The sequence below is a fragment of the Methylobacterium sp. CCH7-A2 genome, assembly GCF_001557075.1.
Lineage (GTDB): Bacteria > Pseudomonadota > Alphaproteobacteria > Rhizobiales > Beijerinckiaceae > Allobosea > Allobosea massiliensis.
Genome location: NZ_LSKN01000136.1, coordinates 17,770 through 36,890, shown reverse-complemented (window position 1 = coordinate 36,890; position 19,121 = coordinate 17,770). Strand labels below are relative to the sequence as shown.

Here is a 19,121-nt window from a genome sequence, read left to right as displayed (position 1 = left end):
ATGATCGGGAAGCTCAAGGGGATCGTCGATTCCTATGGCGAGGATCATGTCATCCTCGACGTGCAGGGCGTCGGCTATGTCGTGCAGTGCTCGTCGCGGACGCTGCAGCGGCTGGCGAAGCCTGGCGAGGCGGCGGTGCTGTCGATCGAGACGCATGTGCGCGAGGATGCGATCCGGCTCTACGGCTTCCTCTCCGACAATGAGCGGGACTGGTTCCGGCTGATGCAGATGGTGCAGGGCGTCGGCGCCAAGGTCGCGCTGGCCATCCTCTCGACCTTCGAGCCCGGCGCGCTCGCGACCGCGATCGCCACAGGCGACAAGGCGGCGGTGGCGCGCGCGCCCGGCGTCGGCCCGAAGCTGGCGCAGCGCCTCTGCGCCGAACTGAAGGACAAGGCGCCGGCCTTCGGCCATGTCGATCCGGGCGTCGCGCAGCTCGCCGGCGCGCTCCAGGACAAAAAACTGCCGCAGCCGGTGGCGGACGCCGTCTCGGCGCTCGCCAATCTCGGCTATCCGCAGGCGCAGGCCGTGGCCGCTGTGGCGGCGGCCGCGCGTGAGGCCGGCGAGGGGGCAGGGACGGCGCAGCTGATCAAACTCGGCCTGCGGGAGCTGGCGAAGTGAGCGATCCCAAACGCCCCGGCCTGCTCTCCGCCGAGAAGCGCGACGACGACGCCGAGTCCTCGCTGCGGCCGCTGTCGCTGTCGGATTTCACCGGACAGGCGGCGGCGCGGGCCAATCTCCAGGTCTTCATCGAGGCGGCCAAGAGCCGCGGCGATGCGCTCGACCATGTGCTGTTCGTCGGCCCGCCCGGGCTCGGCAAGACGACGCTGGCGCAGATCGTGGCGCGGGAGCTCGGCGTCAATTTCCGCTCGACCTCGGGGCCGGTCATCGCCAAGGCCGGCGATCTCGCGGCGCAGCTGACCAATCTCGAAGAGCGCGACGTGCTCTTCATCGACGAGATCCACCGGCTCAATCCGGCGGTGGAGGAAATCCTCTATCCGGCGATGGAGGACTACCAGCTCGACCTGATCATCGGCGAGGGGCCGGCCGCGCGCTCGGTCAAGATCGACCTGCCCAAGTTCACGCTGGTCGGCGCCACCACCCGCGCCGGGCTGCTGACGACGCCGCTGCGCGACCGTTTCGGCATTCCGATCCGTTTGCAGTTCTACACGGTCGAGGAACTGCAGGGCATCGTCGCGCGCGGGGCCCGCGTGCTCGGCGTGCCGATGTCGGATGACGGCGCCAACGAGATCGCCCGGCGCTCGCGCGGCACGCCGCGCATCGCCGGCCGCTTGCTGCGGCGGGTGCGGGACTTTGCCATCGTCGACGGCGACGCCATCGTGACGCGCAAGGTCGCGGACAAGGCGCTGAAGCTGCTCGATGTCGACGCCATCGGCCTCGACCAGATGGACCGGCGTTATCTCACCACGGTGGCGATCAATTTTGGCGGCGGGCCGGTTGGGATCGAGACCATCGCCGCCTCGCTCTCGGAGCCGCGCGACGCGATCGAGGAAATCATCGAGCCCTTCCTTCTCCAGCAGGGCTTCATCCAGCGCACGCCGCGCGGCCGCATCCTGACGCCGCACGCCTTCCGGCATCTCGGCCTGCCCGAGCCGACGCGGGAGGGGGCGCAGTTCGGGCTGTTCGGCGACGAGGAGGCGTGAGTTGGCGGATCGCCGCCACGGCCTTATCTTCGCAGGCAGGAGGGCCCGGCGATGGCAGTGAAGCTTCCCCCTGATATCGCGGAGCTGGTAACCGCCCGGGTCGAGAGTGGCGACTTCGCCAGCCCCGAGGAGGTGCTGCGAGCGGCAATGGCGCCCTGGATTGCGCGCGAGCAAGCGCGTGCTGCCACCCTCGACGAACTGCGCGCCAAGATCGCCGAAGGGGATTCGGACCCGACGGATGTGACGCCGGACGAGATTCGGGACCATCTCGACCGCGTCGCCGCATCCCTGCAGAGACAAGGCCCGAATGCCGCTTGATCTGGTCTATTCGGGACGGGCACGGTCCGATCTCGAGGCCATTCTTCGCTATATTGCCCGGGACAATCTGCCAGCGGCGCGCCGATGGGTGGCCGCGATCGAGCGCCAATGCCTGCAATTGCGCTCCTTTCCCGAGATGGGTGTCGAGCGGGCCGACCTTTCGGCCGGACTGCGCATTCTGCCCTACCGGCGGGCCGTGATTGCGTACCGCGTCCTTGGGAGCCGCGTCAGGATCGTCAGGGTGCTGTATGGCGGGCAGGACTATGCCGCGCTGATGGAGAGCTGAACGACATGAACCTCACGAGACGGTCTGTGCCGCCGTTCCTGGCCGCGACGGCCGGGCTGATCATCGCGGCGACGCTCTCAGGCGGTGCCCTTGCCGCCCCCGCCGGTCCCGAGACGCCGGTGCGCGAAGCCTATGCCATCACCACCCGCCAGCTCGCCGGCTCCGGTGGCAAGCCCGTCGCGGCGCCCTGGCAGAAGCCGCATCGCGACCGGCTGATGAGCCGCGAACTCGCCGCCCTGTTCGCGCGCGACGAGCTCTATCAGGAGGAAGCCGGCGAGATGGGCCATCTCGGGGCCGACCCCTTCCTCAGCGGGCAGGACGGCGAGATCAAGAATCTGAAGGTCAGCGTCACCGTGCCCCCCGCCGGGGGAAAGGCGCAGGTCACGGCCTCCTTCCGCAGCTTCAAGCAGCCAGTCAGCGTGCGCTTCCGCATGGTGGAGGAGGGCGGCGCCTGGAAGATCGACGACATCGTCAACCGGGTCGAAGGGCAGGACTATGCGGTGCGCGATCTGCTGTCGCAGCCCTATGAGTGCGGCTCCTTCATGAAGAAGCCCTGTAAGCGGTAGAGCTCACAGGGCTCCGGGTATCGAGCGTCGCGAGCTCAGCGCGCGAATTTGGACCGCTGCATGGCCGAGCGCTGGCCGGCATGGTCGAGCGCGCCTGACGGTGCCGCTCTGGGGTTAACGATCGGCTTCATGCCATCGTCGCCGGTATGGCTGAGGGGCCGCTGCAGCGCCTCTTGGCGCATCTTCATCGCCATGGCTTTGCGGGCCAGCGAGCGCTGACTCGGCTGGCGCAGCTTCTCGGCCCGGCGGGTCTGTTCGGCGCCGACGCGCTTGAGCGCGACTGTCAAAGCATCAGCCTTGGCTTTGGTGCCGACGTTTCCGCCAGAGGCGACGGTCGCTTTCGGATCCGATTTACCGCGCATCTCGCGCCGCTGCTGACGCGCGATGCCACGGGCCCGGTCACGCCGCTCGCGGAGGTTCTTCGCGAGATCGACCAGCTCTCCATCCGGCACCGTCGCGATGATGCGGCTGCGCGTGCGGGCGACGAGGTCCCATTCCCCTTTGTCGAGAACGCGTTCGAGCTGTTTGGTCGAGAGCGACATGCGGGCTGTCCTTTTCTTCTGGTTGCATCGCACTTGAGCAACCCTCGATCGAACAAGGCTGTTCCGTGGCGCGACGGTTTGTCCGCCGGGGCTATGCCGGCCGCGCCGTCCCCGCTAATCCTCCCGGTCCCGCAATCGGCCGCAGAACGCCATGACCGCCTCCCACAGCCTCTCCGTCCGCGTCTATTACGAGGACACGGATTTCTCCGGCGTCGTCTACCACGCCTCCTATCTGCGCTTCATGGAGCGCGGGCGCACCGAGCTGATCCGGTCCCTCGGGGTCGAGCAGCGGGAACTCTTCGACGGCGAGACGGCGCTGGGTTTCGCGGTGCGCCGCATGACGATCGATTTCCTGCGCCCGGCCGTGATGGACGATCTGCTGACGGTCGAGACGGTGTCGGTCGCGGCACGGGGCGCGACGATGGATGTCGAACAGCGCGTGCTGCGCGGGGAGGAAGTGCTCGTCACGGCCCAGGTCAAGGTCGCCTGCGTCGGCGGAGGCCGGGCGCGGCGCATTCCCGACGGCCTGCGCCGGCGCCTGGGGATCGCGGATTGAGGGCTGATCGACGCGCCCGCCGCGCCATGTTAGCGCTCGTCACATGAGCTGGAAACGCGACAAGCCCGAGGCGCCGCCGCGCGGCTACCATCACGGCAATCTCAAGGAAGAGCTGGTGCGCGCCGCGCTGGGCCTGATCCGCGAGAAGGGGGCCAACGGCTTTACCTTCGCGGAAGCAGCCCGCCTCGCCGGCGTGAGCCCGGCCGCGCCCTACCGGCATTTCCGCGACCGCGACGAGCTTCTGGCGGATGTCGCGACGCGCGGCTTCGTCCTGTTCGAGGCGGCGCTGGCGCGGGCCTGGGACCAGGGCCGGCCCGATCCGCAGGCCGCCTTTCATCGGCTGGGGCTGGCCTATCTCGCCTTCGCCCATGACGAGCCGGCCTATTATGCGGTGATGTTCGAGGCGGGCGTGCCTCTCGATGCCAGCCCCGAGCTGCGCGCGGCGGCCGACCGCGCCTTCCAGGGGCTGCGCGCGGCCTCGGAGGCTCTGATCGCGCTGCTGCCCGCCGGCAACCGCCCGCCGGCCCTGATGATGGCGCTGCATGTCTGGTCGATGTCGCATGGCGTCGCCGCGCTGTTCGGCCGGGCCGATGGCGGGCGCCGCCCGCTGCCGATGTCGGCGGCCGAGCTGCTGGAGGCCGGCATGCTGATCTATCTGCAGGGGCTGGGGATCAATTCCGACAAAGATCCGAAGCCATGACTGAAGTCACGGATTCCCAGATCGACGAAGCGATTCTCTCCGAGCTCGGGCCGCGCTCACTTAAAACCGCCCGGATTGTCGTTAGGGTCGGTGAGCTGTTTAACGAAGCGGATCAGGCCTTTCTCGACAGGGTCGAGGCGCGTATCGGTGTGTTGATCGAAGCAGGGCGAGTGCGCTTATTTGGTCGTCTGGCAGATTGGCGCTGTAGCGAACTTGCCTTGATGCCGCCCGACGCGTGATTGCCCATCGTGCGCCGCTCCCATCGAAGCGCTTTTGATTGTCCAGCCCTCTGAATGCTCAATCTTGACAAGCGGACCGCCGTCCCCCATTTATGTAAATGTGATTTACATTCACGCTTTGTCAGGGTGAGGGACCAATGCCGATCGTCGAGAAGCTCGATGAATATGGGAAGGGAGCCTGGATCGCCTTCGCGGTTCTCGGCTTCGTCGTGTTCTGGCCTCTGGGTCTGGCGACCCTGGCCTTTCTGTTCTGGAGTGGACGCATGGGTTGCGGAATGAGCGGTGCCGACCGCTACGAACACAGGATGAACCGTCTGCAGAGCAAGATGGAGCGCCTGAAGGAACGCATGGGCGGCCGCCACGGCGGCTTCGGTGGCGGCTGGGGCGGCGGGCCGTCCAGCGGCAACCGCGCCTTCGACGAGTACCGCGCCGAGACCCTGCGCCGCCTCGAGGAGGAGCAGAAGGAGTTCCAGGATTTTCTGGGCCGGCTGCGCATGGCCCGCGACAAGGCCGAGTTCGACCAGTTCATGGCCGCCCGTCGCGGCGAGAACCCCGAGCCGCAGGCCAGCGCCGGCTGACGCTCCCCACCGACGTCACGCATCGAAGCGCCCGTCCCGGGACAAAGGGGCGGGCGTTATTGCGCATGCGGAAGCGCGCGCTCCCTTTCTCAGCGTCCGTCAGGCGCGGGCGACCCAACCGCGCCAGGTGAAGGCGGCGTAGAACATCGCAATGTCGGAAAACCCTGCATCGCGAAGAATGTGTTCGTCCTCGACCGGGTCGAGGAGGTTCAAATGCGCATCAACCGCAGCGCGCGCCGAGGCCGCCTGGGCGGGATCGGCGCCCGCTGTGACCGCATAGGCGGCGTACCGCGACAGCCATCTCGGTCGTGACGCCGGCTCCTGCGGGAAGCTGCTATGGGCGGCGACGAATGGCGCACCGGGCTTGAGCCTGGCGTGGATGGCTCGCGTCGTGCGCAGGCGCTCGGCCGCATCGAGGAAATGCAGGGTCAGCAGGCAGGTGGCCGCATCGAAGGGCCCGGCCGGCGCATCGTCGATATAGCCATGCACCAGTTCGATGCGCGGCATCAGCGGCCCGAGCGTCTTGCCGGCCAAGTCGAGCATGGGCTGGGACGGATCGACGCCGACGAAGCTCCAATCGGGCTGTGCCCGTGCCAGCGAACCGAGCTCGAGCCCGCCGCCCGCGCCCAGCACCAGCACGCGTGCCGAGGCGGGTGCGTTCTCGGCAAGCAGGACGGCCGTCATGCGGTGCAGCGCCTCGAGGCCGGGAACGAAACGCGGCGGGCCTTCGGCGTAGTGGGCGATGGCTTCCGGATCTTTGAAGCTGTCGGTGGCGTTGCGGATAGGCTGGATGCATGCGTTCGTCATGGGCAGGAACCTTCGGGGTGTGCGCGAAGCGCAAGACGCGCACGGAAATCGGCGTGCAGCGTTGCGAGCGTGATGGTGCCGAGACGCGCGAGCAGCATGGCCTCGGCCTCGCGGAAACTGTCCGCAAGCGCCGCGTTGACCGCCTGTTCGACGAGGCAGGAGGGCGCTTCGGTTCGGTGACCGATCGCGAGCAGCTCGCGTTCGCCGAGCGCTTCATGAATGTCGCGCAGCGTGATGTCGGCGAGGTCGCAGGCCAGAGCCCAGCCGCCGCCATGGCCCTTCCCCGAGCGGACATAGCCGCGCTGGCGCAAGCCGGCCATGATCCGCCGGATGACGACCGGGTTGGTCTGCATGATGCGGGCGAGGTTTTCGGACGTGACGGGCTCGTCGCGCCCCGCCATATGCAGCAGGACGTGGAGAAGGCCCGACAGGCGGCTGTCTCTTTTCATGTAACTTTGGTAATTACATGATGCGGAGAAGGCAAGGCTCTCCGATGAAACGCGGGGGAGATCGCTGCATCCTTGCTCATCGAAACCCGGTCCAGCGCCGGCGTATACCCGGCATTAACCTTGCTGGAGGCTTAACTCCATCGCGAGCATGCGTTTCGCAGGAAACCCCCTTTGCGCCCATCTTTCGCCGGATTCGAAGGCGATTGAAGGCCACGGCATTTCCCCGGATCGCGGATCGGGCGGCGTCGCGGGGTCACCCACGGCGCGTGTGGCGGGGCGTTGGCTGGGCGACCGGTCCGAGCCGCCTGGCAGAAGGATAACAGGATGAACCCCGCCGACGTCGCGCAGGCCGCGCCGCAGATCGACATGTCGTTCTGGTCCCTGTTCTGGCACGCCCATATTGTCGTGAAGCTGGTGATGCTCGGGCTGATCGGCGCCTCGGTCTGGTGCTGGTCGATCATCATCGACAAGACGCTGCTTTACCGCCGCACGAGGCGCGACATGGATGCCTTCGAGGAGGTGTTCTGGTCCGGCCGCTCGCTCGAGGAACTCTATCGCGAGCTGGCCGCCCGGCCGGCCACCGACATGGCCGCCGTCTTCGTCGCGGCCATGCGCGAATGGAAGCGGTCTTTCGAGAATGGCGGGCGCTCCGTCGCCAGCCTGTCGCAGCGCATCGACAAGGTGCTCGACGTGACCATCCAGCGCGAGACCGAGCGGTTGGAATCGAAGCTGCTCGTGCTCTCGACCATCGCCTCGGCCGCGCCCTTCATCGGCCTGTTCGGCACGGTCTGGGGCATCATGCATTCCTTCACCGCCATCGCGGTCTCCAAGAACTCCTCGCTCGCCGTCGTGGCGCCCGGCATCGCCGAGGCGCTGTTCGCGACCGCGATCGGCCTCTTCGCCGCGATTCCGGCGCTGATGGCCTACAACAAGCTGCAGGCCGAGGTCGCCAAGGCCTCGGGCCGTCTGGAAGCCTTCGCCGACGAGTTCTCCGCGATCCTGTCGCGGCAGATCGACGAGCGGCTGGCGGCATGAGGGGCTGACACCATGGGCATGTCCGCAGCATCCGGCGCGAAGTCGGGCGGCCGCCGCGGCCGCCGCGGGCGCAGGCACGCCGCCATCGCCGAGATCAACATGACGCCGTTCATCGACGTCATGCTGGTGCTCCTGATCATCTTCATGGTCGCGGCGCCGCTGATCGCGACGGGCGTTCCGCTCGACCTGCCGCAGACCGGCGCCAAGCCGATCAATGTCGACCAGAAGCCGATCACCATCGCCATCGACGGCAAGGGCCAGATCTTCCTGCAGGACCAGCCGACGCTGGAGCCGGATCTGGTGACCAAGCTGCAGGGGCTGGCGAAGCAAGGCTTCGACGAGCGCATCTATGTGCGGGGCGACCGCATGGTCGATTACGGCCGGGTCGCCTCGGTAATGTCGACGATCACGTCGGCGGGCTTCAAGCGGGTCGCGCTCGTCACCGAGCCGGCCGCGCGCTGAGCGGGATGAAAGCGGAGAACACGACGCGGTGAAGCTCTCCTCCGAACCGGGCATGGTGGTGTCGGCGCTCGGCCACGCGACGTTTCTCGTCGCGGGGCTGCTGGCGTTCTCCGCCCCTGCGCCGTTGCCGGACAATGAGGAGGCGATCGCCGTCGAGATGGTCGATGCGAGTGCGCTCAACCAGGTGACGCGCGGCGAGCGCAAGGCCGAGAAGGTGCAGGAGCAGCCGCTCCAGCGCGCCGAGCGCAAGCAGGAGATCGTCGAGCGCAAGGAGGAGGGCGAGGCCAAGCAGGATGCGCCCGCCCCGCCGAGCCGCCCGGCCGAACTCAAGACCGCGGAGGACAATGCCGCTGCACCGCTGCCGCCCTCGCGGGCCGCCAATCTGCCCAAGCCCGAGGTGAAGCCTCCGGAGCCGGTCAAGCAGCCGACGCAAAAGAGCGGGCCGAGCGCCGCCGAGATCGCGGAGCAGAAGCGCGAGGAACTGGCCAAGCTCGCCGAAGAGGCCGAGCTCGCCAGCAAGGCGAAGCAGGCCGAGGAGGCCGCGAGGGCCGCCGCGAAGGCGAAGGCTGAAGCCGAGGCGAATGCCCGTGCAGAAGCTGCGGCCAAAGCGAAAGCCGAAGCGCTGGCCAAGGCCGAAGCCGAAAAGGCCGCCAAGGAGAAGGCGGAGGCCGCTGCCAAGGCGAAAGCCGAGGCCGAAGCGAAGGCCAAGATCGCAGCCGCCGCGAAGGCCAAGCAGGAGGCCGAAGCCAAGGCCAAGCGCGAGATGGAGATCGCCAAGAACTTCAATCCGAGCGACATCTCCAAGCTGCTCCAGTCGAAGGAGCAGGCCCAGTCGACCGGCTCGGCCGCGCCGCAGGTCAACCGCACGGCGTCGCTCGGCACCGAACGGGGCTCCTCGCAGAAGCTCAGCCCTTCGCTGCGCGGCCAGCTCATCGGCATCATCCAGGACCAGCTGATGAAGTGCTGGAACGTGCCGATCGCGCTCGCCAATGCGCGTGGCGCCGTTGTGCCGCAGGTGCGGATGAAGCTCGCCGCGGACGGCTCGCTGCTTGCGCCGCCGGGCGTGGTGAATTCCTCCTCCGACCCCCTCTTCGCGGTCTCAGCCAGTTCGGCCCTGACCGCCACCCGCCGCTGCGCGCCGTTGCGCATTCCGGCTCAATTCGCCGCCTATTACGACGACTGGCGCGACGTCATCGTCAATTTCGACGCAAGGGACGTGCTGTGACCCTGATCGACCGCAATCCTCTTCCGCTGCTGCCGGCTGCGCCCTCGCGCCGCAGGCTGCTCGCGCTCGCCGGCGCCTCGCTGCTCGTGCCGGCCGCGGCGCGTGCCGAACTCGTCATCGACCTCCGCGGCGGCACCTTCCAGCCGCTGCCGATCGCCATCGCCGATTTCGGCGGCGAGGGCGGGGTGCTGGTCTCGGGCGTGATCGGCAACAATCTCAGGCGCTGCGGCTATTTCGCGCCGATCGACAAGGCGCGCCATCCCGACAAGAACCCGCCCTTCGACGCCGTGCCGGACTTCAATTCCTGGAAGGCGGCGGGCGTGCAGGCGCTGGTGACGGGGCGCGTCTCGCGCGACGGCTCCGGCCGGATCAAGGCCGAGTTCCGGCTCTGGGACGTGACGACCGGCACGCAGACCGACGGCCAGCAGTATTTCACCGACCCGAACAACGCCCGGCGCGTCGGCCATATCATTTCCGACGCGATCTACACCAAGATCACCGGCGTCGGCGGCTTCTTCGACACCCGCGTCGTCTTCGTCGACGAATCCGGCCCGAAGGAGAACCGCCGGAAGCGGCTGGCCATCATGGATCAGGACGGGGCGAATGTCCGCTACCTGACCGACGGCTCGATCTCCGTGGTGACGCCGCGCTATTCGCCCGTGTCGCAGGAGGTGACCTACATGTCGCAGCGGCTCGGCGAGCAGCCGCGCGTGCATGTGCTCAACATCGAGACCGGGCAGCGCCAGATCGTCGGGAATTTCCCGGACATGACCTCGAGCCCGCGTTTCGCCCCGAACGGGGCGCGCATCGCGCTCAGTCTGCAGCAGGGCGGCAACGCCAATCTCTATGCCATCGACATCGGCTCGCGCACGACGATGCGGCTGACCTCGACCGGGGCGATCGACACTTCGCCCTCCTATTCGCCCGACGGCACGCAGATCGTCTTCGAGAGCGACCGCGGCGGCTCTCAACAGCTCTATCTCATGGGGGCCGGGGGCGGGGAGGGCAAACGCCTCTCCTTCGGCCAGGGCTCCTACTCGCAGCCGAGCTGGTCGCCGCGCGGCGACCTGATCGCCTTCACCAAGCGCGGCGGTGGCGGCTTCGCCATCGGCGTGATGCGCCCGGACGGCTCGGGCGAGCGGCTGCTGACCGAGGGCTTCCACAACGAGGCGCCGAACTGGGCGCCCAACGGCCAGTACATCATGTTCTTCCGCGATCCCGGCGGCCAGTCCGGCGGCAAGCTCTACATGGTGGACATCACCGGCCGCGTCGAAGTGCCGGTGCCGACGCCCGCCTTCGCCTCCGACCCGACCTGGTCGCCGCTGCTCACGGCGGCGCGCTGAGGCGCGGCGGGTTTCAGCCCGCCGCCTCGCCCCCGACGAGGGTGAAGCCCTCGTCGATCCAGCCCGTGACGCCGCCGGCCATGATCTTCACGGGCCGGCCCAGTTCTGCGAGGCGCAGGGCGGCCTTGGCCGCACCGTTGCAATGCGGGCCGGCGCAATAGGTCACGAAGAGCGTGTCCTGCGGCCAGTCTTCCAGCTTCGAGCGCACGATCTTGCCCACCGGCAGGTTGATCGCCCCGTCGACATGGCCGCGGGCGAAAAGCGCCGGGCTGCGGACGTCCAGCAGCACGAAGTCCGGCTGCTTCGACAGGGCGTCGTGAACATCCCAGCAATCGGTCTCGAAGGTGAACTCGGCGGCGAAATGCGCGCGGGCGAGATCGCTCGGCGCGGCGGGGACGGCGGTGACGGTGGTGGTGGTCATGTGGTGGGCTCCTGGTGACCCGCTCATCTCGCAAACCGGCACGCCCTCTTGCAATTGGCGCAAATGACAGAGTACGGGCAGATCATGCCAAACACGACCGGTCCCCTCGTCGTCGCGCTGCTCTATGACGGACTCTGCACCTTCGAGTTCGGCATCGTGGCCGAGATCTTCGGTCTGTCGCGCCCGGAGATGGGCGAGGGCTGGTACCGCTTCGCCAACTGCGCGGTCGAGGACGGGCCGTTGCGGGCGCATGGCGGCTTCCTGCTGACGCCGCAGCACGGCCCGGAGCTGATCGGCGAGGCCGATCTCATCGTCGTGCCGGGATGGAAGGGGGCCGACCATCCGGTTCCCGAGGCACTCTGCGAGCGCCTGCGCAGGGCTCACGAGCGCGGTGCGCGGCTCGTCTCGATCTGCTCGGGCGCTTTCGTGCTGGCGGCGACGGGCCTGCTCGACGGCGGTGTGGCGACGACGCATTGGCGTTATGCCGAGGCGCTGCGCGCGCGCCATCCGACCATAGCGATCGACGATGCCTCGCTCTACCGGGCACAGGGACGGATCTTCACCTCGGCGGGCAGCGCCGCCGGCATCGACCTGCTGATCGAGATCGTGCGGCAGGATTTCGGGGCCGAGGCGGCCAACTCCGTCGCGCGGCGCCTGGTGATGCCGGCCCATCGCACCGGCGGCCAGGCGCAGTTCCTGGAGCGGCCGGTGGCCCGCCACCGCCATGCCGAGATCGCGCCGCTGCTCGACAGGATCCGGGCGAAGCTGGATGCGCCCTGGAGCACGGCCGAGATGGCGGCGTCGTGCCGGATGAGCCTGCGGACCTTTCTGAGGCGGTTCCAGGACGCCACCGGCTCGTCGCCGGGCGACTGGCTGATCGGCGAACGGGTGGAAGAGGCGAAGCGTCTGCTGCTGGATGGCAAGCTCGGCGCCCAGGAGATCGCATTGGCGGTCGGGATGGGCACGCCGGACACGCTGCGCCATCATTTCCGCAGGAGGGTCGGCATCAGCCCGCTGGAGTACCGGGCGCGCTTCGTCTCGGGGGCGCAGGAGCGCGTGGCGACCGCAGCGCAGATGCTCGGGACTGTGCCTCCGATGCCACAACCGAGCCGCGAATCCCCGATCGCAGGGATTGATTAACCATATGCCGCAATGCCGCCACTTCGCCTTGATCTGGCAAGGTCTCGTTTAGGTTGACGCTTCATTGATGCCTGCAAGTGCATCTCATCCCTTGTCCGTCGTCGTCGAGACACGCGCCTCGCCAAGTTCGAACGCCCGGAGTTCATCATGCTCGCCACCCTCTTTGCCGGCGGCCGCGCCGTCCGTTTCGCCGCCGCCATCGCCGCCTCGCTCGCGCTCGGCGCCTGCGCCAACAATCAGAACGCCGACGGCAGCGGCTTCGGCGCCGGCGGCGCCGCGACCCCGGGCAGCGCCCAGGATTTCGTCGTCAATGTCGGCGACCGCGTCTTCTTCGAGACCGACTCCACCGACCTGACGCCGACGGCCGTCGCCACGCTCGACAAGCAGTCGGCCTGGCTGCAGCGCTATCCGCGCTACACCTTCGTGGTCGAGGGCCATGCCGACGAGCGCGGCACCCGCGAATACAACTTCTCGCTCTCTGCGCGCCGCGCCCAGACCGTGCGCGACTACCTCGCCTCGCGCGGCATCCAGGGCAACCGCATGCGCATCGTCAGCTACGGCAAGGAGCGTCCGGTCGCGGTCTGCAACGACATCTCCTGCTGGTCGCAGAACCGTCGCTCGGTCACGGTTCTGGACGGCGCCGGCGGCGGCGTCTGACCCCCGGTTGCTATCCGTCGTCTTCGGGGCCGGCACCTTCCTTTTCGGAACGGTGTCGGCCCTTTCATATTTTGGCCGTGGTCGCAGCGTGTTATAGCGACGCATCCCCACTCCAACCCGGTTCCCGACGCATGCTGCGAATCCATGCTCCCGCCTGGAAGATCCGCTCCGGCCTGGCCGCCCTGGCCATGGGTACGGCGATCTCCTGCCTGAGCCTGCCCGCCTCGGCGCAGGACGCCGCCGATCTCGTCGTGCGCACCTCGCGGATGGAGAACCAGATCCGCCAGCTCTCCGGCCAGATCGAGCAGCTTCAGTTCGAGAACCGCCGCCTCAGCGAGCAGCTGCGCAAGTTCCAGGAAGATGTCGAATTCCGCCTGAACGAGCGGGGCGGCGGCCGTGCGCCGGCCGCGGCTGCGCCCGGGGGCGCGGCTCCGGCTGCCGGCGCTCAGCGCCCGCAGCGGCGCAGCGACGCCTTCGATCCGAGCACGCAGGTCGGCGCCGCCGGCGCGCCGCGCCCGCTCAATGGCGGCATCGGCGGGATCATCGAGGAAGAGTTTGCCAATGACGGCAGCGGGCAGGGCCCGCTCGACCTGCAGGGCGTCGGCCGCGGCGTGCCGGGTGGCGCGCTGCCGCAGCCGGCCCCACGCGGGGCCAGCGTGGCGGCCGCCAGCGGCCCGGCCACCGCGAAGGAAGCCTACGACGCCGCCTATGCCGCGATCCTGCGCAAGGAATACGAGCAGGCCGAGATGGGCTTCCGCCAGTTCCTGCAGAGCTTTCCGCGCGACCGCCTCGCCATCGACGCGACCTACTGGCTGGGCGAGAGCTATCTCCAGCGCAAGCGCTACCGCGAGGCGGCCGAGCAGTTCCTGAAAGTCAGCAGCGACGCCCCGCGCTCGGCCAAGGCGCCCGAGAGCCTGCTGCGCCTCGGAATCGCGCTGAACGGCCTCGGCGCGCGTGACCAGGCCTGCGCGACCTATGCCAAGGTCGGCGTCGACTATCCCAGCGCGCCCAATTCGGTGCGGCAGGGCGTGGAGCGCGAGCGCCGCCGCTCGGGCTGCGCTTGAGCGCCGTCGAGCCGCTTTCCAGCGATCATCCCCCTCTCGGGGCGCGCGAGGCGAGTGAGCTGTTCGCCGACCTCGCAGCCGAAGACCGCCTTCTCGTCGCCGTCTCCGGCGGACCGGATTCGGTTGCGCTGCTCTCCCTGCTGACCGAGTGGTCGCGCGAGCCCGGTCGTCCCGCTGTCATGGCGGCGACGGTCGACCATGGGCTGCGTGCCGCTTCGGCCGGCGAGGCCGTCGCCGTCGCCGCTCTCTGCGCCCGCCTCGGTGTTCCTCATCGCATCCTGCGCTGGGAGGGAGACAAGCCTTCCAGCCGGCTTCAGGAACGCGCCCGTGCCGCGCGCTACGCCCTGCTGGCGCAGGAGGCGGAGCGTCTCGGCGGCGCCGTGCTCGTGACCGCCCATACACTCGACGACCAGGCCGAGACGCTGCTGATGCGGATGGCGCGTGGTTCCGGCCCCTCGGGCCTCGCGGGGATGCGCCGCCGCGCGGTCTGGCACGGCACGGTTTTGGTCCGGCCTCTGCTGGGCGTGCCCAAGGCGCGTCTCGTCGCGACGGCACAGGCGCGCGGCTTGTCTTTCGTCACGGATCCGAGCAATGGCGATCCGCGGTTCGCGCGGGCGCGCTGGCGCGCCCTGGCGCCGCTGCTCGCCGGCGAGGGGCTGGATGCGGAACGCCTGTCGCTGCTGGCCGGGCGGCTGGCGCGTCTCGACGAGGCGGTCGCCGCGCGGGCGGACGCCGTTGCCGCCGCGCTGCTGTCGGCCGAGCCGGGAGCGCCGCTGCTGCGGCTGGATTTCGAGGCTCTGCGGCAGGAGCCCGAGGAGATCGTGCTGCGCGTCGTCGCCCTGGCGCTCGCGCGGCTGGATGTCGATGCGGAGGGCGCGGTCCGGCTGGAGCGGCTGGAGGCCTGCGTGGCCGCCTTGCTGCAGGCGGCACAGGCGGGCCTGCCGCTGACGCGCACGCTGGCCGGGACTGTGCTTACGCTGCGCCGGGATGGCGAGCTCGCGCTGCGGCCGGAGGGGCCTCGCCGACGTGGTATTCACCCTGCGGCAACATAGGCGAAAGGGCGCAAATGTCTTTCCCTTGGCAATGGGCCCGCCCGCACCTAGATTGACACTGCAAACTCTCGGCCTCTTCCGGTTGGTCCGGCAGGCCTGATCGGACAGATGATGAATCCGAACTTCCGAAATTTCGCCCTTTGGGTGGTGATCTTCCTGCTGGTCCTGGCGCTCGTGACGCTGTTCCAGAGTCCGAGCCAGCGCGCCAACGTCAACGAGATCCCCTACAGCCAGCTCATCAACGAGTCGGAGGCGGGGCGCATCAGCAATGTCGTCGTCGCCGGGCAGGAGATTTCCGGCACCTTCTCCGACGGGCGCAGCTTCGTGACCTACGCACCCTATGGCGATCCGGCGCTGCTGAAGACGCTGGCGCAGAAGGGCGTTCAGGTCTCGGCCCGCGCCCCCTCCGAGGGCACGCCCTGGTTCATGGCGCTGCTGGTCAATTCGCTGCCCTTCGTCATCTTCATCGGCCTGTGGATCTTCATGTCCCGCCAGATGCAGAACGGCGCCGGCCGGGCGATGGGCTTCGGCAAGTCGAAGGCCAAGCTGCTGACCGAGGCGCATGGCCGCGTCACCTTCGAGGATGTCGCGGGCATCGACGAGGCCAAGGAAGACCTGACCGAGATCGTCGAGTTCCTGCGCGACCCGCAGAAGTTCCAGCGGCTGGGCGGGCGCATCCCGCGCGGCGTGCTGCTGGTCGGCCCTCCCGGCACCGGCAAGACGCTGACGGCGCGCGCCGTCGCGGGCGAAGCCAATGTGCCCTTCTTCACGATCTCCGGCTCGGACTTCGTCGAGATGTTCGTCGGCGTCGGCGCCAGCCGCGTCCGCGACATGTTCGAGCAGGCCAAGAAGAACTCGCCCTGCATCATCTTCATCGACGAGATCGACGCCGTCGGCCGCCATCGCGGCGCCGGCCTCGGCGGCGGCAATGACGAGCGCGAGCAGACGCTGAACCAGCTCCTGGTCGAGATGGACGGCTTCGAGCCGAACGAGGGCGTCATCATCATCGCGGCCACCAACCGGCCCGACGTGCTCGACCCCGCCCTGCTGCGTCCGGGCCGCTTCGACCGCCAGATCGTGGTGCCGAACCCCGACGTCGCCGGCCGCGAGAAGATCCTGCGGGTCCATGTCCGCAAGGTCCCGATGGCGCCGGATGTCGATCTGCGCGTGCTCGCCCGCGGCACGCCCGGCTTCTCGGGCGCCGACCTGATGAACCTCGTCAACGAGGCGGCGCTGCTGGCGGCGCGGCGCGGCAAGCGCATGGTCACCCATGCCGAGTTCGAGGACGCCAAGGACAAGGTCATGATGGGCGCCGAGCGCAAATCCATGGCGATGTCCGAGGAGGAGAAGAAGCTCACCGCCTATCACGAGGCCGGCCACGCCATCGTCGGATTGTATGTCCCGGCCGGCATCCCGGTCCACAAGGCGACCATCATCCCGCGCGGTCGCGCGCTCGGCATGGTCAAGTTCCTGCCGGAAGGCGACCGCTACTCGATGAAGTTCAAGGAATTCACCTCGCAGCTCGCGGTCGCCATGGGCGGGCGCGTGGCGGAGGAGATGACCTTCGGGCGCGAGAACGTCACCTCGGGCGCCACGGGCGACATCCAGCAGGCGACCAAGATGGCCAAGGCCATGGTCACCCAGATGGGCTATTCGGACGAGCTCGGCATGGTCGCCTATGGCGACAACCAGGAAGAGGTGTTCCTGGGCATGTCGATGGGCCGCAGCCAGAACGTCTCCGAGGCGACGGCGCAGAAGATCGACGCCGAGGTCAAGCGCCTCGTCGACCAGGGCTATCAGGACGCCAAGAAGATCCTCACCGAGCATCACGAGCAGTTCGTGGCGGTCGCCGAGGCGCTGCTGGAGTTCGAAACGCTCACCGGCGAGGAAATCCGCGACCTGATCGCCGGCAAGCGCCCGACGCGCGACATCGACGATACGCCCTCGACGCCGCGTGGCTCCGCCGTGCCGAGCGCGGGCAAGGGCCGCAAGCGCGGCGAGCCCGATGCCGGGCTGGAGCCGCAGCCGCAGGTCTGAGCAGCCAACAGCAAGAGAATGAAAAGGGCGCCTCGCGGCGCCCTTTTTCGTTCTTGGATGTCGTCCCTGGCTGAGGGGGAGGGCGCTCAGAAGAGCCCTTCGATCCGCCCTTGGGCGTCGATATGGATGCGCTCGGCGGCCGGTACGCGCGGCAGGCCGGGCATCGTCATGATGTCCCCGCAGATCGCTACGACGAAGCCGGCGCCGGCCGAGAGCCGGACCTCGCGCACCGGGACGATATGCCCGGAGGGCGCGCCACGCAGCGTCGGGTCGGCCGAGAAGGAGTATTGCGTCTTGGCGACGCAGACCGGCAGATGGCCATGGCCGTCCGTCTCGAGCTCCGCGAAGCGGGCGCGCACCTTCGCATCGCCCGCGATGCCATCGGCGCCGTAAATCTCTCGCGCAACGGTCTCGAGCTTCTGCCAGAGCGGCATCTCGTCGGGGTAGAGCGGGGCGAAATCGGCCTCGCCGCTCTCGGCCAGCGCGACGACCTTGTGGGCGAGTTCCTCGGTGCCGGCGCCGCCTTCCGCCCAGTGCCGGCAGATCACCGCATCGACGCCGAGCTGCTCGCGGCAATAGCTCGCGATCAGGGCGTGTTCGGCCTCGGTGTCGCTGGTGAAATGGTTGATCGCGACGATCGGCGGCACGCCGAACTTCCGGATGTTGCCGACATGGCGAGCGAGGTTGGCGAGACCCGCCTGGAGCGCGGCGAGATCCTCGCTGCCTAGCGCCTCCTTCGCCGCGCCGCCATGCATCTTGAGGGCGCGGACGGTCGCGACGATGACGGCCGCGGCAGGCTTCAGCCCGGTCTTGCGGCATTTGATGTCGAAGAACTTCTCGGCGCCGAGATCGGCGCCGAAGCCGGCCTCCGTGACCGTGTAGTCGGCGAGCTTCAGGGCGGCGCGGGTGGCGATGGCGGAGTTGCAGCCATGGGCGATGTTGGCGAAGGGGCCGCCATGGACGAAGGCGGGCGTGCCCTCCAGCGTCTGCACGAGGTTGGGCATCAGCGCGTCCTTGAGCAGGACGCTCATCGCGCCGGTCGCCTTGAGGTCGGCGGCGGTGATCGGTCGCTTGTCGCGGGTGCGCCCCACGACGATGCGGCCGAGTCTGGCCTCGAGGTCGTCGAGATCGGTGGCGAGGCAGAAGATCGCCATGATCTCGGAGGCGACGGTGATGTCGAAACCGTCCTCGCGCGGGAAGCCGTTGCTGGCGCCGCCGAGCGAGGAGACGGTCTGGCGCAGGGCCCGGTCGTTCATGTCCATGACGCGGCGCCAGGCGATGTGGCGCGTGTCGAAGCCGAGGCCGTTGCCCCAGTAGACATGGTTGTCGATCATCGCCGCGAGCAGGTTGTGCGCGCTGGTGATGGCGTGGAAGTCGCCGGTGAAATGCAGGTTGATCTGCTCCATCGGGACGATCTGGGCATGGCCGCCGCCGGCCGCGCCGCCCTTGACGCCGAAGCAGGGACCGAGCGAGGGCTCGCGCAACGCGATCATGCAGCTCTTGCCGATACGGCTGAGCCCATCACCGAGGCCCACCGTCGTCGTCGTCTTGCCCTCGCCGGCCGGGGTTGGGTTGATGGCAGTGACGAGGATCAGCTTGCCGTCCGGCTTGCCCGCGAAGTCCGGAATGGCCTTGGTGTCGATCTTGGCGATGAATTTGCCGTGGGGCTCCAGAGCGTCGACGGGAATGCCGGCTCGCTCGGCGATGTCCGCGATTGGACGAAGCTTCGCCGCGCGTGCGATCTCGATGTCGGTCGGCATTCCCGCCCCTCTCCAGGCTCTGCGAGGCCGGTGGCTCCGGCCGGAATCGTTGCGGCGACACTGCCGCGAAACAGCCGGCTCTGCCACTGCTTTCCAGCGGGCCTGTCCACCTCCGCACTATGTCTTTTGACGCGAGCCCACAGAGCCGCGGCTGCTAGTGCTGCGAACGAACCGGCGCAGTTGCGGGGAGCCCGCGAGGCTGGCATCACTGGCACGAACCGCC

At 68.6% G+C, this 19,121-nt stretch carries 23 protein-coding genes; 18 read left to right on the top strand and 5 right to left on the bottom strand.

Annotated features, from left to right (window positions below):
* The 5 genes from ruvA to AX750_RS11635 are packed head-to-tail and all read left to right on the top strand — an operon-like array spanning position 1 to position 2,831.
* The gene (gene ruvA / locus AX750_RS11655) at positions 1-618 is read left to right on the top strand and encodes a Holliday junction branch migration protein RuvA (protein ID WP_066726260.1); all 618 of its coding nucleotides are present in this window, start codon (positions 1-3) and stop codon (positions 616-618) included.
* Positions 615-1,661: a Holliday junction branch migration DNA helicase RuvB gene (gene ruvB / locus AX750_RS11650; protein WP_066726261.1), complete on the top strand. Its 1,047-nt coding sequence runs from the start codon at positions 615-617 to the stop codon at positions 1,659-1,661. The genes ruvA and ruvB overlap by 4 nt, the downstream gene beginning before the upstream one ends.
* A gap of 51 nt (positions 1,662-1,712) precedes the next feature.
* Positions 1,713-1,979: a hypothetical protein gene (locus tag AX750_RS11645; RefSeq protein WP_066726264.1), complete on the top strand. Its 267-nt coding sequence runs from the start codon at positions 1,713-1,715 to the stop codon at positions 1,977-1,979.
* A complete protein-coding gene (locus AX750_RS11640) occupies positions 1,969-2,265 on the top strand; it encodes a type II toxin-antitoxin system RelE/ParE family toxin (protein ID WP_066726267.1) in 297 nt (98 codons plus the stop codon). The genes AX750_RS11645 and AX750_RS11640 overlap by 11 nt, the downstream gene beginning before the upstream one ends.
* Positions 2,266-2,270: 5 nt before the next feature.
* Positions 2,271-2,831, top strand: a complete 561-nt coding sequence (locus AX750_RS11635) for a DUF3828 domain-containing protein (protein ID WP_082732888.1) — start codon at positions 2,271-2,273, stop codon at positions 2,829-2,831.
* 35 nt (positions 2,832-2,866) lie between these two features.
* On the opposite strand, the gene AX750_RS11630 is transcribed toward AX750_RS11635, so the two are convergent.
* Positions 2,867-3,373, bottom strand: a complete 507-nt coding sequence (locus AX750_RS11630) for a hypothetical protein (RefSeq protein ID WP_066726273.1) — start codon at positions 3,371-3,373, stop codon at positions 2,867-2,869.
* A 151-nt stretch (positions 3,374-3,524) separates the two neighbouring features.
* On the opposite strand from AX750_RS11630, the gene ybgC reads away from it, so the two are divergent.
* The 4 genes from ybgC (at position 3,525) to AX750_RS11610 (ending at position 5,446) form a co-directional block, all read left to right on the top strand.
* Complete coding sequence (gene ybgC / locus AX750_RS11625) at positions 3,525-3,929, top strand: tol-pal system-associated acyl-CoA thioesterase (protein WP_066726276.1); 405 nt, start codon at positions 3,525-3,527, stop codon at positions 3,927-3,929.
* Positions 3,930-3,972: 43 nt separating this feature from the next.
* Positions 3,973-4,629 (top strand): TetR/AcrR family transcriptional regulator, encoded by a 657-nt coding sequence (locus tag AX750_RS11620; protein ID WP_066726279.1) that lies wholly within the window; start codon positions 3,973-3,975, stop codon positions 4,627-4,629.
* A complete protein-coding gene (locus AX750_RS11615; RefSeq protein ID WP_066726281.1) occupies positions 4,626-4,868 on the top strand; it encodes a hypothetical protein in 243 nt (80 codons plus the stop codon). The genes AX750_RS11620 and AX750_RS11615 overlap by 4 nt, the downstream gene beginning before the upstream one ends.
* Before the next feature lie 137 nt (positions 4,869-5,005).
* Positions 5,006-5,446, top strand: coding sequence for a DUF2852 domain-containing protein (locus AX750_RS11610; protein WP_066726283.1), 441 nt, complete (start codon positions 5,006-5,008; stop codon positions 5,444-5,446).
* A 99-nt stretch (positions 5,447-5,545) separates the two neighbouring features.
* On the opposite strand, the gene AX750_RS11605 is transcribed toward AX750_RS11610, so the two are convergent.
* A complete protein-coding gene (locus AX750_RS11605) occupies positions 5,546-6,253 on the bottom strand; it encodes a class I SAM-dependent methyltransferase (protein ID WP_066726286.1) in 708 nt (235 codons plus the stop codon).
* Positions 6,250-6,702 (bottom strand): Rrf2 family transcriptional regulator, encoded by a 453-nt coding sequence (locus tag AX750_RS11600; protein ID WP_066726289.1) that lies wholly within the window; start codon positions 6,700-6,702, stop codon positions 6,250-6,252. Before AX750_RS11600 ends, AX750_RS11605 begins: the two co-directional genes overlap by 4 nt.
* Positions 6,703-7,026: 324 nt before the next feature.
* Here AX750_RS11600 and tolQ point away from each other — a divergent pair, with 324 nt between their 5' ends.
* The 4 genes from tolQ to tolB are packed head-to-tail and all read left to right on the top strand — an operon-like array spanning position 7,027 to position 10,767.
* Positions 7,027-7,737, top strand: a complete 711-nt coding sequence (gene tolQ / locus AX750_RS11595; RefSeq protein WP_066726292.1) for a protein TolQ — start codon at positions 7,027-7,029, stop codon at positions 7,735-7,737.
* Positions 7,738-7,749: 12 nt separating this feature from the next.
* Positions 7,750-8,199, top strand: a complete 450-nt coding sequence (locus tag AX750_RS11590; protein ID WP_066726295.1) for a biopolymer transporter ExbD — start codon at positions 7,750-7,752, stop codon at positions 8,197-8,199.
* A gap of 28 nt (positions 8,200-8,227) precedes the next feature.
* Complete coding sequence (tolA, locus tag AX750_RS11585; RefSeq protein WP_066726298.1) at positions 8,228-9,424, top strand: cell envelope integrity protein TolA; 1,197 nt, start codon at positions 8,228-8,230, stop codon at positions 9,422-9,424.
* A 56-nt stretch (positions 9,425-9,480) separates the two neighbouring features.
* A complete protein-coding gene (tolB, locus tag AX750_RS11580) occupies positions 9,481-10,767 on the top strand; it encodes a Tol-Pal system beta propeller repeat protein TolB (protein ID WP_245282380.1) in 1,287 nt (428 codons plus the stop codon).
* A 13-nt stretch (positions 10,768-10,780) separates the two neighbouring features.
* Here the strand turns inward: tolB and AX750_RS11575 are convergent, their stop codons facing one another.
* Positions 10,781-11,188: a rhodanese-like domain-containing protein gene (locus tag AX750_RS11575; RefSeq protein WP_066726301.1), complete on the bottom strand. Its 408-nt coding sequence runs from the start codon at positions 11,186-11,188 to the stop codon at positions 10,781-10,783.
* 84 nt (positions 11,189-11,272) lie between these two features.
* On the opposite strand from AX750_RS11575, the gene ftrA reads away from it, so the two are divergent.
* The 5 genes from ftrA to ftsH all read left to right on the top strand — a co-directional run bounded on the left by ftrA (position 11,273) and on the right by ftsH (position 17,138).
* The gene (gene ftrA, locus AX750_RS11570) at positions 11,273-12,328 is read left to right on the top strand and encodes a transcriptional regulator FtrA (RefSeq protein ID WP_156446688.1); all 1,056 of its coding nucleotides are present in this window, start codon (positions 11,273-11,275) and stop codon (positions 12,326-12,328) included.
* 147 nt (positions 12,329-12,475) lie between these two features.
* Positions 12,476-12,985: a peptidoglycan-associated lipoprotein Pal gene (gene pal / locus AX750_RS11565; protein ID WP_066726304.1), complete on the top strand. Its 510-nt coding sequence runs from the start codon at positions 12,476-12,478 to the stop codon at positions 12,983-12,985.
* Between the two features lie 131 nt (positions 12,986-13,116).
* On the top strand, positions 13,117-14,049 hold the full coding sequence (ybgF, locus tag AX750_RS11560; RefSeq protein WP_082737614.1) for a tol-pal system protein YbgF: 933 nt from the start codon (positions 13,117-13,119) through the stop codon (positions 14,047-14,049).
* Positions 14,046-15,101: a tRNA lysidine(34) synthetase TilS gene (gene tilS / locus AX750_RS11555; RefSeq protein ID WP_066726307.1), complete on the top strand. Its 1,056-nt coding sequence runs from the start codon at positions 14,046-14,048 to the stop codon at positions 15,099-15,101. The genes ybgF and tilS overlap by 4 nt, the downstream gene beginning before the upstream one ends.
* 111 nt (positions 15,102-15,212) lie before the next feature.
* Positions 15,213-17,138: an ATP-dependent zinc metalloprotease FtsH gene (ftsH, locus tag AX750_RS11550; RefSeq protein ID WP_066726390.1), complete on the top strand. Its 1,926-nt coding sequence runs from the start codon at positions 15,213-15,215 to the stop codon at positions 17,136-17,138.
* An 86-nt stretch (positions 17,139-17,224) separates the two neighbouring features.
* Here ftsH and AX750_RS11545 read toward each other — a convergent pair whose 3' ends face one another.
* Positions 17,225-18,898: a formate--tetrahydrofolate ligase gene (locus AX750_RS11545; protein ID WP_066726310.1), complete on the bottom strand. Its 1,674-nt coding sequence runs from the start codon at positions 18,896-18,898 to the stop codon at positions 17,225-17,227.
* Positions 18,899-19,121: the final 223 nt, after the last annotated feature.